The sequence below is a fragment of the Micromonospora sp. DH14 genome (assembly GCF_029809455.1).
Taxonomy (GTDB): domain Bacteria; phylum Actinomycetota; class Actinomycetes; order Mycobacteriales; family Micromonosporaceae; genus Micromonospora; species Micromonospora parva.
The window spans coordinates 307,427-321,753 of the sequence record NZ_JARVKT010000004.1 but is presented as its reverse complement, the minus strand read 5'-3'; the positions used below and the strand labels follow the sequence as shown (position 1 = coordinate 321,753).

Sequence of the window (14,327 nt, the reverse complement as noted above, 5' to 3'; positions counted from 1 at the left end):
GCGACCGGGAGCTTTTCCTGGTGAGGCAGGAGAACGTGCTCTGCCGCGCGGGACGTGCCGGGCCGCACGATCGGTGCATGGTTCGTACCGGTCGTGCTTCCTTCGCCCAGGAACGCCTCTACTTCCTCGATCAGCTCCAGCCCGGAAACCCGGCGTACGTGGTGGCCTTCGCGGTGCACCTGCGCGGTGCGCTGCGACCCGAGGCCCTTCGCACGGCCCTGACCCGGGTGGTCGCCCGGCACGACGCGCTGCGCACCACGTTCGCGGTGGTCGACGGTGTCCTCACCCAGCGGGTGTCGTCGACGCCCGCTGTGGACGTCGACATCACCGCCAACGGGTGGGTCGATCGCGCCACCCAGGAGGCCCACCTGCGGACGCTCGTCGCCGAGCAGGCCCGGCAGCCCTTCGACCTCGCCGACGGGCCGGTGGTACGGGCCTTCCTGCGCTCCTGGGGCCCGGACGAGCACGGCCTCGCGGTGCTCGTGCACCACATCGCCTGCGACGGGTGGTCGGTGGGTCTGCTCCTGCGGGACCTGGCCGCCGAGTACGACGCCACCGTCGACGGGTCGGTGGCCGCCTACGACGAGCCGGCCGAGTCCTACCTGGCGTACGCCGAGCGGCAGCACGATGATTGGCGGCGGGACACCTCGGGCCTCGACTTCTGGCGTGCGGCGCTGGTCGACGTGCCGCAACTGGCGCTGCCCACCGACTTCCCCCGCCCGAGCGTGCTCGGCACCACCGGCGCGGTGCTGCGCCGCCCGGTCGAGCCGGAACTGGTGCGGCGGCTGGGGGAGTGGGGGCGGGCGCGGGGCGCGACGCTGTTCGCGGTGACGCTCGCCGCGTACGCCTCGGTGCTGTCCCGGTACGCGCGCCAGGACGAGGTGGTGGTCGGCGTTCCGGTGGCGAACCGGATGGACGACGCCGAGGAGCGCCTGGTCGGCTGTCTGGTCAACACGCTGCCGATCCGGCTCGACGTGTCCGGCCGGCCGAGCTTCACCGAGCTGGTGGACCGGGCACGACGGACCAGCATGGCGGCCTTCGCCAACCAGGACGTGCCGTTCGAGCAGATCGTGCGGGCGACCGTGGGGGAGCGGCAGCTCAGCCACGCGCCACTGTTCCAGACCTCGCTGACGGTGCAGAACTTCCCGTTCGCGTTCCCCGAGTTCGCCGGGGTACGGCTGACCGAGGTCGACGTCGAGATCGACGTCACCAAGTTCGACCTGGGCCTGACCCTCGACGTCTCCACCGACGTGCCGTTCCTGCGCGCCGAGTACAGCACCGAGCTGTTCACGGCGGAGACCGTCGGCACGCTGCTCACGCACTACCTGACGTTCCTGCGGTCGATCGTCGACGAGGAGCAGCGGGAGCCGTCCATGGTGGACAAGGCCGAGCGGGCGCTGCTCACCGAGGGGGTGAACCCGCCGCTCGCGTCGGCGCCGGTCATGCACCCGTCGGTGCTGCGTCGCTTCGCCGACCACGCGGCGGCGACCCCGGACGCGGTGGCCGTACGCCACCGGGACGTCGAGATCACCTACGCCGAGCTGGACCGGTGGGCCGGGCGGATCGCGGCGGGCCTGGCCGACCGCGGTGTCCGCCCCGGCGTCCGGGTGGGGCTGCTGCTCGGCCGTTCACCGGGGGTCGTCGCGGCGATCCTGGGCGTGTGGAAGCTCGGCGGCGTCTACGTGCCACTGGACCCGGACTACCCGCGCCAGCGCCTCGAACTGATCGTTGCGAACGCCGGGATGGCGGTGCTCGTGGTGGACCCGGAGACCGCAGAGGCGGCAGCGGCGCTCACCCGCGACAGCGGGACCCCCCTGGCCGACGCGCACACCCTCGACGGAATCTCCGTGCTCGAGGAGACCTTCCCGGGGCCGGACGACCCGGCGTACGTCATCTACACCTCCGGCTCGACCGGCGTACCCAAGGGGGTCCTGGTCGGGCACGGCGGCCTGGACGCGCTGAACAGCCCGACCCCGGCGGGCCTGGACGTCACGGCCGCCGACGTGTGGCTGGCGGCCAGCTCGTTCTCGTTCGACGCGTCGGTGTGGGAGATGTGGGGCGCGCTGACCACCGGCGCCCGGCTGGTCATCGCCGACCGGGTCGACCTGGTGGACCGGGAACGGCTGGCCCGGCTGGTGCGTCGCGAGGCCGTCACCGTGCTGTTCCAGACCCCGGGCGCGCTCTACCGGTTGCTGCCGCCGTACCTGCGGGCGCTCGGCCCCGACGAGACCTCCCGCATCCGCTACGTCGTCCTCGGCGGCGAGGCGCTGAGCTGGTCGCGGCTGGCGTCGCTGATCGCGGACGCGCCGGGTCTGCAGACGGTGTTCGTCAACATGTACGGCATCACCGAGGGCACCATCCACGTCACGATCTTCCAGGCGTCGGCCGCCGACGTGCCCCGGGTCCCCGAGGGTGCCATCGGCGTGCCGTTGCCGTCGGCGCGCTGCTACGTCCTCGACGAGGACCTGCGGCCGACCGGCCTCAACGTGCCCGGCGAGCTGTACTGCGGCGGCGCGCTCGTGGCGCACGGCTACCTGGACAACCCGGAGCTGACCGAGGCGCGGTTCCCGCCCGACCCGTACGGCGGCGGGGTCATGTACCGCACCGGCGACGTGGTGAAGTGGGGTCTCGACGGGGGCATGGTGTACCTCGGCCGCAACGACACGCAGGTGCAGGTGCGCGGCTACCGCGTCGAGCTGGCCGAGGTGGAGGGCGCCCTGCTCACCCACCCCGCGGTGCGGTCGTGTGCCGTGGCCGCCGAGGACGACGAACTCGTCGCGTTCGTGGTCCACGGGATCGGCCCGGACGCCGAGCACGACCTGCGGGCGCACCTGCGCGAGACACTGCCGGCGTACATGGTGCCGTCGCGGATCCTGACCGTGGCGATGATCCCGCTCACCGCGCACGGCAAGGTGGACCTTCCCCGCCTGCTGGCCGACAGCCGCGCGGCACGGACGGCCACCGCGCCGTCGCGGACACCGGCCGCAGTGGTCGGCACCGGGTTGGAGGAACGGATCCGGGCCTGCTGGGTCGAGGTGCTGCGGCGGCCCGATGTCGGGCTGCACGACAACTTCTTCGACCTGGGCGGCCACAGTTTCGCGCTGATCGCGCTCCAGCAGCGGATGTCCGAGGAGGGTCTGGACGTCTCGGTGACCGACCTCTTCCGCTGCGGCACGATCGCCGGCTGCGCGGCGGCGCTCCAGCACACCGCGCCCGTCGTCGCGGACCCCAACGCGGCCCAGCGCCGCCAGGGCCGCGCCCTGCTGGCCGACCGGCGGCGCAGCGTGGGAGCCGGCCGTGGCTGAGCTGGACGAGAGCGCCGCGGTGGCGGTGGTCGGCATGGCCATCCGCGTCCCCGGCGCCGAACGTGACCTGGACCGGTTCTGGCGACACGTCCACGACGGCGTCGACGCCGTCAGCGTCTTCACGCCCGAGCAGCTCGTCGGTTGGGGCGTACCCAAGGATCTGGTGGAACGGTCGGGCTTCGTGCCGGCCCGCGCGGTGCTCACCGACGCGGACCGCTTCGACCACCGGCTGTTCAGCTACTCACCGTCGGACAGCGCCCTGATGGACCCGCAGCAGCGGATTCTGCTGGAGTGCGCCTGGGCGGCCCTGGAGCACGCCGGTCACCCGCCGGTCGCCGCCGACGGCAACCGGGTCGGGGTGTACGTCGGCACCGGGCTCAACGTCTACCTGCTGGACAACGTGTGGCCCAACGAGCGCGCGGTCGAGGCGGCCGGTGGCCTGGGCGTGATCATCGGCAGCGACAAGGACTTCGCCGCCACCCGGATCGCCTACAAGCTGAACCTTCAGGGGCCGGCGCTGACAGTGCAGACCGCCTGCTCGACGTCGCTCGTCGCGGTGCACCAGGCGACGCAGGCGCTGCTCACCTACGACGCCGACGTGGCACTGGCCGGGGCGGCCACCGTCGCCCCGCCGACCCGGCGCGGACACCTGCACGAGCCCGGCGGCATCTTCTCCGCCGACGGTCGCTGCCGCGCCTTCGACGCCGCCGCCGACGGGACGGTGCCGGGTGACGGAGCGGGCGTGGTGGTGCTCAAGCGCCTCACCGACGCGCTGCGTGACGGCGACACGGTGCACGCGGTGATCCGTGGCTCCGCTGTCAACAACGACGGCGCCCGCAAGGCCGGCTTCACCGCGCCCGGTCCGACCGGTCAGGCCGCCGTCATCGCGGCGGCGTTGGAGGTGGCCGACGTCGACCCGGACACCGTGGGCCTGGTCGAGACGCACGGCACCGGCACCGCGCTCGGCGACCCGATCGAGGTGGCGGCGCTGCGGCAGGTGTTCGACTCCACCCGGCCCGACCGGGCGCCCTGCGCGCTGGGCGCCGTCAAGTCGGTCGTCGGCCACCTGGACACCGCCGCCGGGGTGGTCGGCCTGATCAAGACGGTCCTGGCCCTGACGCACCGGACGATTCCTCCGATCGCCCACCTCCGTACGCCCAACCCGGCGATCCGACTGGACGGCTCGGTGTTCGAGCTGCCGACGACCGCCCGACCCTGGGCGCCTGTCGACGGCGTACGCCGCGCCGGGGTGAGCGCCTTCGGCATCGGCGGCACCAACGCCCACGTGGTGCTGGAGGAGGCCCCGCCAATCGCGGCCCGACCCCGCCGGCACGTCCCGCAGCTCGTCCTGGTCTCCGCGAAGACCGCCGCGGTGGCGCAGGAGAGCCTGGACCGGGTCACCGCGTTCGCGGCGGGAACCGCGCCCGGGGACCTGGCCGACCTCGCGTACACACTGCGGACCGGCCGCGCCGAGCTGCCCTGGCGGGCCGCCGTCCTGACCGGCGTGACCGACGGGGTCGCCCGGGTCCGCACTGTCGACGCGACGGCTCGGGCGCGCGGGGTGGCGCTGCACCTCACCGGGGCCGGTGAGCTGACCGGCAACCGACCCAACTACGACGCCGACCCGGTGTACCGACGGACCGTCGACGAGGGCGTCGCGCTGCTGCGTGGCCACGACCTGGACGATTCGGTCCGGGAACGCGGCGACCGGCTGCTGGCCTGCGTCGGCCTGACCCGGTCACTGCGCAGCCGGGGCGTCACCCCGCGCGCTCTGGCCGGTGACGGTGTCGGCGCGGTGGCCGCCGCCGTCGTGGCCGGGGTGATGTCGCTCGCGGACGCGCTGGCGCTGCTGCGCGACACCGACGACCCCGGGGTACGCCTGCACCCCGCCGCTCTGCCCCTGCTCATCGACGGGCGGCCCGACGACAGCGCCTTCTGGCGGGCCGCGGCCCTCCGTCCCCCGACGTCGACGCCGCCCCCCGACGTGCCCGACCAGGTGCTCTGGATCGAGGTCGGCACCAGCGTCACCCCGCACCTGGACGCCGACCAGCCGCCGCTTCCCGCCAACCGGCACGCCCGACTGCTGGCGACCGTCGGCGCACTGTGGCAGCTGGGTCTCACCGACGCCTGGGATTCCGTGCACGACACCGGCCGCCGCCGGCTGCCCGCCCCCACCTACCCCTTCGCGGCCACCCGGCACTACCTGGACGCACCCGGAGCCGACCCGACCACAGAGAGGCGACACTGATGCGCGACGTACACGACCGGACCTGGGTGGCCGAGTTCGAGGAGCTGTGGATGGAGGTGCTCGGCGTCGACACCGTCGACGACGACGACGACTTCTTCGACCTCGGCGGCCATTCGCTCAGCGCGCTGCGGCTGAGCACCCTGATCCGCCAGGAACTCAACCTCGCGGTCATGTTCGGGCACGTGCTGGAGAACCCCCGCCTCGCCGACCTGCGCAAGGTCGCGAGCGAGGTGCCGCTGGAGCGTCCGGCGGCGGAGACCGCCTGATGGTCGCCCCCGACCTCGCCGCCTGGGTGCCGCTCGCCGCGCGGGTGCTCGGCGGCACCCCCGAACAGGTGAGCGCGGCGGCCGCCACCGAGTCGTTCGTCGCTCTGGGCGGCACCTCGCTCCAGGCCATCGCCCTGGTCTCGCTGGGTCAGCGCGAGCTGCGGGCGGACGTGGACAGCGCCCGCCTGCTGTCGGCGCTGCCGCTGGCCCAGGCCCTCGCCGGCGCCGTGGACTTCGTCGACACCGCGCCACCCGTCGTCGCGCGGCGGCCGGCAGAGCGGGAGCTGCTGCCGGGTCAGCGGTCCATGCTGGCCGCGCACCTGCTGGAGCGGGACGCGCCGTACCACCTGATGTTCACGGTGGAGGCGGACGGGCCCCTCGACCCGGCCCGGGTCCGGTGGGCGCTGCGCGAGCTGACCACCCGACACGAGGCGCTGCGGACACGCTTCGTGCGCGACCCCCGCCAGGCCCGGATCGTGCTGCCCGCGCCCTATGAGCCGCGCCTGCTGCACCAGACGCTGCCCGACGACGACGCGGTACACGCCGTACACGACCTGTACGGCCCGGCCGCCGCGCGTCTGCTGCGCCCCCTCGCGCAGCCACCCGTGGTGTTCGTACTGACCCGAACCGGCCGGCGCGACCTGCTCACCATGCTGGTGCACCACACGGTCAGCGACGGCTGGAGCGTCGGACTGTTCGCGCGGGAGTTCGCCGAGTTCTATGCCGGGGACGGCCCGGCCGAGGCGGCCCCGTCGCCGGACTGGGTCGGCACCCGGCTCGCCGCGCAGGAGTCGTCCGGCGCGCTTGACGCCGCTCTGACCCGGGTCACCGCGCGGCTGGACGGGGCACCGTGGACGGTGACGCTCCCCACCGACCTGCCGCCGGTCGCCGAGGCCGACGGGCGGGGCGCCCGGCTGCGCTTCCACCTGGACGAGACGGCAGCGGAGGCGACGACCGGATTGGCCCGGGAGTGCGGAGTGACCGTCACGTCGGTGGCCCTGGCGGCCTGGGCGTTGACAGTGTCCCGCCGCGCCGGTCTGGACGACCTGGTGCTCGGGGTGCCGGCGGCGGGCCGGTTCGAGGCGGGCATGGACCGCCTGGTGGGCCTCTGCACCCGGGTCGTCCCGGTCCGCTGCGCGGCGACCGACGACAGCACCGTCCGGGAGTTCGTCCGCGGGATCGCCGACGCCCTGGCCGCGGCGGTCGCCGACGCCGACGTGCCGTTCGAGACTGTCGTCTCCGCGCTGGGCGCCGGCACCGACCCGGGACGGAACCCGTTGGCCCAGCTCGGCTTCGCCGCCCACCACGAGCTGGTGCCCGACGAGCTGGTGGTGGGCGACCGTACCTGGCGGCTGCACGAGGGTCACTGCGGCGGCGCGGTGTTCGACGCCCTGCTCTACCTCCAGTCGTGGTCGGATCGTCCCCGGTTCGCGCTGGAGTACGCGACAGCCCTGTTGACCGCCGCCGACGCCGGGGAACTGGTCGAGTCGTTCCAGGCGGCGGTGCGGGAGCTGGCCGCCGACCCGGACGCGACGGTGCGGGACGTCACCACGCTCTCGGCGGGTCAGCGCGCCCGGTTGCGCGAGCTGGGCTCGGGTGGGACGTACGACACCGCCGACGACGTGTGGCACCGGTTCGCGGCGTACGCGGAGTCGGCGGGCGAGCGGTCCGCGCTCGTCGACGCGCACACCGGGCTGACGCTCACCTACCGTGAGCTGCACGACGCCGCGGTCGAGCAGTCCCGTCTCCTGCACGGCCACGGGGTGCGTGCCGGCGACGCGGTTCTGCTGGAGGTGCCCCGCTCGGCCGCCGAGGCGGTAGCGGTGCTGGGTGTGCTGCGGCTCGGCGCGCACTACGTGGCCGTGGACCAGCACGCCACCGCCGAGTGGCGTACCCATCTGGCGGCGACCGTCGCGGCGCGGGCCCGCCTCGGTGTGGGCGAGCCCTGGCCGGGAGTCGTCGACTGCCCGCTCGTCGATCCGCGGACGCCCGTCGGGGCAGACCCGGTCGAGGCGGTGCCGACCGACCCGGCGCGCACCGCGTACGTCTCCTTCACGTCCGGTTCGACGGGCGTGCCCAAGGGCGTCGTCGTGCCGCACCGGGCGGTGCTGCGACTGGCCGACGACCCGGGGATGTTCGCCGAGCGGCCGGGCATGCGGATGCTGCGGCTGTCCCCGCTGGCGTTCGACGCGTCCACCCTGGAGCTGCTGGTGCCCCTGGCCACCGGCGACACGGTGGTGGTCTTCCCGCCGGAGGACCCGACGCCACGCGGGCTGGCCGACGTGCTGAGCGCCGCCGGGGTCACCCACGCCTGGCTCACCTCGGGCGTGTTCCACCTGGTCGCCGACCACCGTCCGGACGCGTTCGCCGGGCTGCGGCAGCTGTTCACCGGCGGGGGAGCGGTGTCACCGCCGCACGTGCGCCAGGTGCTGCGGGCCTGCCGGGGCCTGCGCCTGACCAACGGGTACGGCCCCACCGAGAACACCACCTTCACCACCACGTACTCCGTCGAGCACGCCGACGCGACGCCCGACCCGCTGCCGATCGGTGCTCCGGTGCACGGCACCGACCTGTCCGTCGTCGACGCGTCGGGTCGTCTCGTCCCACCGGGCGCCGTGGGTGAACTGCTGGCCGGCGGCACCGGTCTGGCCGACGGGTACCTGGGCGACGCGACGAGGACGGACGTCTCCTTCGTGCGCCACGACGGGGAACGCCGTTACCGCACCGGCGACCTGGTGCGCTGGGGCGCGGACGGGCAGCTGCGCTTCCTGAGCCGCAACGACCGCCAGGTGAAGATCGCCGGACACCGGGTGGAGCCGGTCGACGTCGAGCGCCGGTTGCGGGCGCAGCCGGGCGTCCGCGACGCCGTGGTCTTCCCCACCGGTGACCCGACGACCGGGGTACGCCTCTGCGCGGCGCTCAAGCCCGACCCGGACGGCGTCGACGTGGCCGCCGTGCGCCGCGCGGTGGAGCCCGACCTGGCCCCGTACGCCCGGCCGCAGCAGTGGGTGACGGTGGCGGAGTTCCCGCTGGACCGCAACGGCAAGGTCGACCTGCGGGCACTGGGCGCGCTGGCCCAACCGACAGCGCCGCCGGACACCTCGGCCGCGCCGGCCCGGGTTCCCGCCCAGCGCTCGGCGTCACTGGCCGAGTTCGAGGAGCTGGTGACGGACGCCTGGGTGGAGGCGTTGGGCACCGACGACTTCGACGTCGACGAGGCGTTCTTCGACGTCGGCGGTGAGTCGCTGCGCCTGGCGATCGTGCGCCGGCTGCTGCAGGAGCGGCTGGCCGGCCGGACCATCCCGCTCACCGACCTCTACCGCTTTCCGACCGTCCAGACCCTGGCCCGGCATCTGCACGCACAGACCGAGAGAGCAGGGGCACCCTCATGAACGACGACATCGCGATCGTCGGCCTGGCCGGTCGGTTCCCCGGCGCCGCCGACGTCTGGGAGTACTGGTCGAACCTGGTCGCCGGGAAGACCACCGTCAGTGCGCTGACCCGGGGCGAGCTGGTGGCCGCCGGGGTGCCCGCCGACCGGCTCGACGACCCGGCGTACGTGCCGGCGCGCGGCGTCCTGGCCGACCCGGACCTGTTCGACGCGGCCTTCTTCGGCATCACGCCGAGGGAGGCGGAGACGATGGACCCGCAGCACCGGCTGCTGATGCAGACGGCGTGGGCCGCGCTGGAGTCGGCGGGGCTCGCCACCGAGCGGCCGTTCGGTCGGGTCGGCGTCTTCGCCGGGGCCGGGTTCAACTACTACGCGCTGCACCACGTGTTCGCCCAGCCCGACGTCGTCGAGTCGCAGGGGCTGCTGTCGGTGGTGCTGGGCAACGAGAAGGACCACCTGGCCGCGAAGATCGCGTACCGGCTGGACCTGGGCGGACCCGCCATCACCGTGCAGACCGCCTGCTCGACGTCGCTGGTGGCGGTGCACCTGGCCTGCCAGAGCCTGCGCGGCGGCGACTCGGACGTCGCGCTGGCCGGTGGCGCCTGCGTGGCGGTGCCGCAGCAGGCCGGGTACCTCTACGAGACGAAGGGCATCATGTCGCCGGACGGCACGTGCCGGCCCTTCGACGCCGCGGCCGACGGCACCGTGCCCGGCAACGGGGTCGCCCTGGTGGTGCTCAAACGCGTCGCGGACGCCCGCCGGGACGGGGACACCGTGTACGCGGTGATCAAGGGGTCGGCGGTGAACAACGACGGTGGGATGAAGGTCGGCTACACCGCGCCGGGCATCGCCGGGCAGGTCGACGTGCTGACCCGCGCGTACGCCTCCGCCGCCGTCGACCCGGCGACAGTGGGCTACCTCGAGGCGCACGGCACCGCGACCGAGGTCGGCGACGCCATCGAGCTGGCCGCGCTGACTGAGGTGTTCCGTAGCGGCGGGCGACAGCGTTCGATCGGCTCGGTCAAGGCCAATGTCGGGCACCTCGACGCCGCCGCCGGTGTCGCCGGTCTCATCAAGGCAGCGCTGGCCCTGCACTTCCGGCAGATCCCGCCGCTCGCCGGCCTGAAGCAGGCGCGGCCCGAGCTGCTGGACCCCTCGACACCGTTCATGGTGGACACCGTCGCCCGTCGGTGGGAGGCCGTCGACGGTCCGCGCCGCGCTGCGGTCAGCGCCTTCGGTCTGGGTGGCACCAACGCGCACGTGGTGCTGGAGGAGGCCGACGGCCCGATCCCGCCGGAGCCATCGGCCGCCGACGGCCCCGCCGAGCTGATCGTGCTGTCCGCGCGGACCCCGGAGGCGGTCCGCGAGGCCGCCGAGCAGGTGCACGAGTACGTGCGGCAGCGCCCCGACCTGTCCCTGCGGGACGTCGCGCTGACGGCGCAGACGTACCGCCGGCACTTCCCGCACCGGTTGGCGGTGGCCGCACGGGACGTCCCGGCGGCGCTCGCCGGCCTGCGCCGGGCGCGGGTGCGCGCGGCGGCCCGCCGACCCCGGGTGGTCTTCCTGTTCCCCGGGCAGGGCGCCGAGTTTCCCGCCATGGCGCGGGGCCTCTACGACCACTACCCGTCGGCGCGGGCCGACCTCGACCACGGGGCGGAGCTGCTGGCCCCGGTCCTCGGGCTGGACCTGCGGGACGTCCTCGTCGACGACGACCCGCACGGTGTCGTGCACCGCACGGACATCACCCAGCCGGCCCTGGCCCTGTACGAGGTGGCGCTCGGCCGGCTGCTGCTGTCGTGGGGCGTCCGCCCGGCGGCGATGATCGGCCACTCGGTCGGTGAGCTCCCGGCCGCCGCGCTCGCCGGTGAGCTGGCCGACGACGACATGCTGCGCCTGGTCGCCACCCGGGGCCGGCTCATGCAGGACGCCCCGGAGGGCCACCTGCTGGTCGTGCTGGCCGGGCCGCGCACCGTGGAGGAACACCTCGCGGGCCTGGACGACCTCGACATCGCCGCCCGCAACGCGCCGGAGGTCACCGTCGTGGCCGGACCGCCGGCCCCGCTCGCCGCGTTCCGCGAACGCCTGGACGCGGCCGGCGTGCCCTGTCGGGCGCTGCCCGCGCAGCGCGCCTTCCACAGCCGGATGATGGCCGACGCGGCCCGGCTGCTCGGCGTGGCGGCCGACCGGGTGCCCCACCGACCCCGGACCATCCCGGTCGTCAGCAGCGTCGACGGCGCGCTGCTCGGCAGCGGCCAGTCGCGTGCCGAGGGCTACTGGGCGGCGCAGTTGCGCAGCCCGGTGCGCTACCACGACGCCCTGCTGACCGCGCTGGAGCTGCCCGACCCCGTGCTCGTCGAGGTCGGTCCCGGCACCGCGCTGACCGGCATGGCCCGGCAGACACCGCAGGGACGGGGGGTGCCCGGGTTCGCCGTGCAGCCACGGGCGGCACAGCGCGCCGACGCCGCCGACGTCCTCGCCGGGCTCGGTGGACTGTGGACGGCCGGGGTGACGGTGGACTGGCCGGCGGTGCGCGGCGACACCCCGGCGCGACGGGTGGCGCTGCCCACGTACCCGTTCGCCCGTACCCGCCACTGGCTGGAGGCGACACCGCCACCGGCCCCGGACACCGCCGAACCGTCGCCGCCTCCCGCGGCTACCGGGGAGAACACGGTGGTGGGCGAGATCGTGGAGCTGTGGGGCCGGTTGCTCGGCTCGCCCGACATCGGGCCGGACACCGACTTCTTCACCGTCGGCGGTGAGTCCCTGCTGTTCATCCGCATGGTCAACCAGGTGCAGCGCCGCTTCGCCGTCCGCATCCCGATGGAGAAACTGTCCGCGCGACCCACGCCGCGCGCCCTGGCCGAGCTGGTGACCGCATGACCGACCCCACCGACCTGGCACACGCCGCAGCGGTGGCGGCCGTGCTCGCCCACCGCCTCTCCGGCGCGACGTCGGTGACGGTGCGCGGCCCGCACGGCGACCACACGCTGCGCGTGCACCCGGACACCACACCGACAGAGGTACGCGCGCAGACGCGGACACCGTCAACCGAGCTGTCCCCGGTGGACGCGGTGCTGGTGACACCCGGCCCACCGGGCGGGGCGACGGGAACGGTGGGCCCGGTGCCGGTCTGGCTCGCCGGCGACCACTGTCATCCCACCCACCTCCAGGAACGACTGGACACCCTGAGCGGATGGCTCACCGCCCACCCCGACCGCCCGGTGCGCGAGGCGGTGCTCGTCGGTCCCCGGGAGCGGGCCACGCTGCTCGGCTTCAACCCCGCGCCGACCCCGGCCCCCCGGACACCCGTGCACGAGGCGATCTGCCGGCAGGCGGAGCGCACCCCGGACGCCGTCGCGCTGCGCGGCGGGGGACGCGACCGCAGCTACCGGGACCTGCTCGACGAGGCAGCGGCGCTGGCCGGGCGACTGCGCGCCGAGGGCGTCGGCCCCGGCTCGGTCGTCGCCCTGTGCACCGAGCGGAGCCCGGAGATGGTCGTCGCGGTGCTCGGTGTCCTGCTGGCCGGAGCGGCGTACCTGCCGCTGGACCCGTCCCATCCGAGGGCCCGGCTGGACCTGATGCTCACCACCGCCGACGCCGCGCTGGCGCTCGCCGACGAGGAGGGACGGGCCGCGCTCGGCACCGGTGGAGCCCCGGCCGTTCCGGTGCGACCACTGGCCGGCGCCGACCTGCCCGCCTCGCCCGTCGACTGGCGTGGCTACCGCGCTCCGGAGGAGGTGGTGGACGGGCTGTCGTACGTCATCTTCACCTCCGGGTCGACCGGGGCGCCGAAGGGTGTGCAGATGACCCATCTGTCGCTGGCCAACCGGCTGGCGTGGATGCAGGAGGAGTACCGCATCGGGCCCGGCGACGTGGTGCTGCAGAAGACGCCGTACACCTTCGACGTGTCGGTGTGGGAACTGCTCTGGGCCTTCCTGGCCGGCGCGACGCTGGTCACGGCCGAGGCCCAGGCGCACCGCGACCCGCAGGAGATGGCCGCCGTCATCGCCCGCGAGGCGGTGACCACAGTGCACTTCGTGCCGTCGATGCTCGCCCTGTTCGTCGAGGAGCCCGGAGTCGCCGCGTGCGCAGCCCTGCGCCGGGTGATCTGTAGCGGGGAGGCCCTGCCGCCGAAGCTCGTCAACAAGCTCACCGCCACCCTGCCGACGGTGCGGGTGGACAACCTGTACGGCCCCACCGAGGCCGCCATCGACGTCACCGCCTGGCCGTGCCGCCGGCCCGAACCGGACCCCACCGTCCCGATCGGCAGGCCCATCACCAACGTCACGGCATACGTGCTGAACGACGACGGTGCGCTGGCCCCGCTCGGCGTACCCGGGGAACTGGTGGTCGGCGGCGACTGCCTGGCCCGGGGGTACGCCGGACGGCCCGACCTGACCGCCGAGCGGTTCGGCACCGTGCACGTCGCCGGGCGTCCCCAGCGGGTGTACCGCACCGGCGACCTGGCCTGGTGGTCACCACAGGGGCACCTGAACTACGGCGGGCGCATCGACACGCAGGTGAAGATCCGTGGGCAGCGGGTGGAACTCGGCGAGATCGAGTCGGTGCTGAACAGTCACCCGCTCGTCGCGAACAGCGTGGTGCTGCTCCGCGACGACCTGGGTGCGGCCCCGACCCTGGTGGCGTACGTGGTGACCGAGCGGCACGCCGACGCGGGCGACGTGAGCGAGGCGGCGCTGCGGGCGTTCCTGGCCGAGCAGCTTCCCGACCACATGGTGCCGTTGCGCCACGTGGTGCTGCCCGAGTTGCCCGCCACCGCCAACGGCAAGGTCGACCGCAGGGCTCTGCCCGCCCCGCCGGCCCGGGTCCGCCGGCCGGTACGGGTCGGGTCACCCTCGGCGTATGGCGCCCTGAGCACCGGCGTTCCTCCGCCGAAGTGACCGGCGGCCGCGGCGGCTCGCCGGACGCTGAACCGCCAGCCTCCGATCGCCCGTCGAGTTCCCGCAGCGTCCGGACCTGTTCCAGCCGGACCAGCATGAGCACGAGCAGGACGACGTCCACAACGGACCTCGGTCGATCGTACGGCCACTGCGCCCGGCAGACGACCCTCGCCGGTGCCCATCGCCCGGTCGGTGCAGGGGCTGCCTCGCCGTGCG

The 14,327-nt window shown here is 74.4% G+C and carries 6 protein-coding genes; all 6 read left to right on the top strand.

Features of this window, described 5'->3' with window-relative positions; translation table 11 throughout:
• Positions 1-77: 77 nt before the first annotated feature.
• Genes QCZ28_RS08770 through QCZ28_RS08745 form a run of 6 tightly spaced genes read left to right on the top strand, consistent with a single transcriptional unit; the run spans position 78 to position 14,111 of the window.
• Positions 78-3,305, top strand: a complete 3,228-nt coding sequence (locus tag QCZ28_RS08770; RefSeq protein WP_279516111.1) for an amino acid adenylation domain-containing protein — start codon at positions 78-80, stop codon at positions 3,303-3,305.
• Positions 3,298-5,553 (top strand): polyketide synthase, encoded by a 2,256-nt coding sequence (locus QCZ28_RS08765; protein ID WP_279516110.1) that lies wholly within the window; start codon positions 3,298-3,300, stop codon positions 5,551-5,553. The genes QCZ28_RS08770 and QCZ28_RS08765 overlap by 8 nt, the downstream gene beginning before the upstream one ends.
• Entirely contained in the window at positions 5,553-5,819 is a 267-nt protein-coding gene (locus QCZ28_RS08760) for a phosphopantetheine-binding protein (RefSeq protein ID WP_278146919.1), read from the top strand. Before QCZ28_RS08765 ends, QCZ28_RS08760 begins: the two co-directional genes overlap by 1 nt.
• Positions 5,819-9,211 (top strand): amino acid adenylation domain-containing protein, encoded by a 3,393-nt coding sequence (locus QCZ28_RS08755; RefSeq protein WP_279516109.1) that lies wholly within the window; start codon positions 5,819-5,821, stop codon positions 9,209-9,211. The genes QCZ28_RS08760 and QCZ28_RS08755 overlap by 1 nt, the downstream gene beginning before the upstream one ends.
• Positions 9,208-12,090: a type I polyketide synthase gene (locus QCZ28_RS08750; protein WP_279516108.1), complete on the top strand. Its 2,883-nt coding sequence runs from the start codon at positions 9,208-9,210 to the stop codon at positions 12,088-12,090. The genes QCZ28_RS08755 and QCZ28_RS08750 overlap by 4 nt, the downstream gene beginning before the upstream one ends.
• The gene (locus QCZ28_RS08745; protein WP_279516107.1) at positions 12,087-14,111 is read left to right on the top strand and encodes an amino acid adenylation domain-containing protein; all 2,025 of its coding nucleotides are present in this window, start codon (positions 12,087-12,089) and stop codon (positions 14,109-14,111) included. Before QCZ28_RS08750 ends, QCZ28_RS08745 begins: the two co-directional genes overlap by 4 nt.
• Positions 14,112-14,327: the final 216 nt, after the last annotated feature.

Coding starts and splice junctions, on each gene's coding strand:
- QCZ28_RS08760 (WP_278146919.1), top strand. CDS start 5,553: ATGCGCGACGTACACGACCGGACCTGGGTGGCCGAGTTCGAGGAGCTG.
- QCZ28_RS08750 (WP_279516108.1), top strand. CDS start 9,208: ATGAACGACGACATCGCGATCGTCGGCCTGGCCGGTCGGTTCCCCGGC.
- QCZ28_RS08745 (WP_279516107.1), top strand. CDS start 12,087: ATGACCGACCCCACCGACCTGGCACACGCCGCAGCGGTGGCGGCCGTG.
- QCZ28_RS08755 (WP_279516109.1), top strand. CDS start 5,819: ATGGTCGCCCCCGACCTCGCCGCCTGGGTGCCGCTCGCCGCGCGGGTG.
- QCZ28_RS08770 (WP_279516111.1), top strand. CDS start 78: ATGGTTCGTACCGGTCGTGCTTCCTTCGCCCAGGAACGCCTCTACTTC.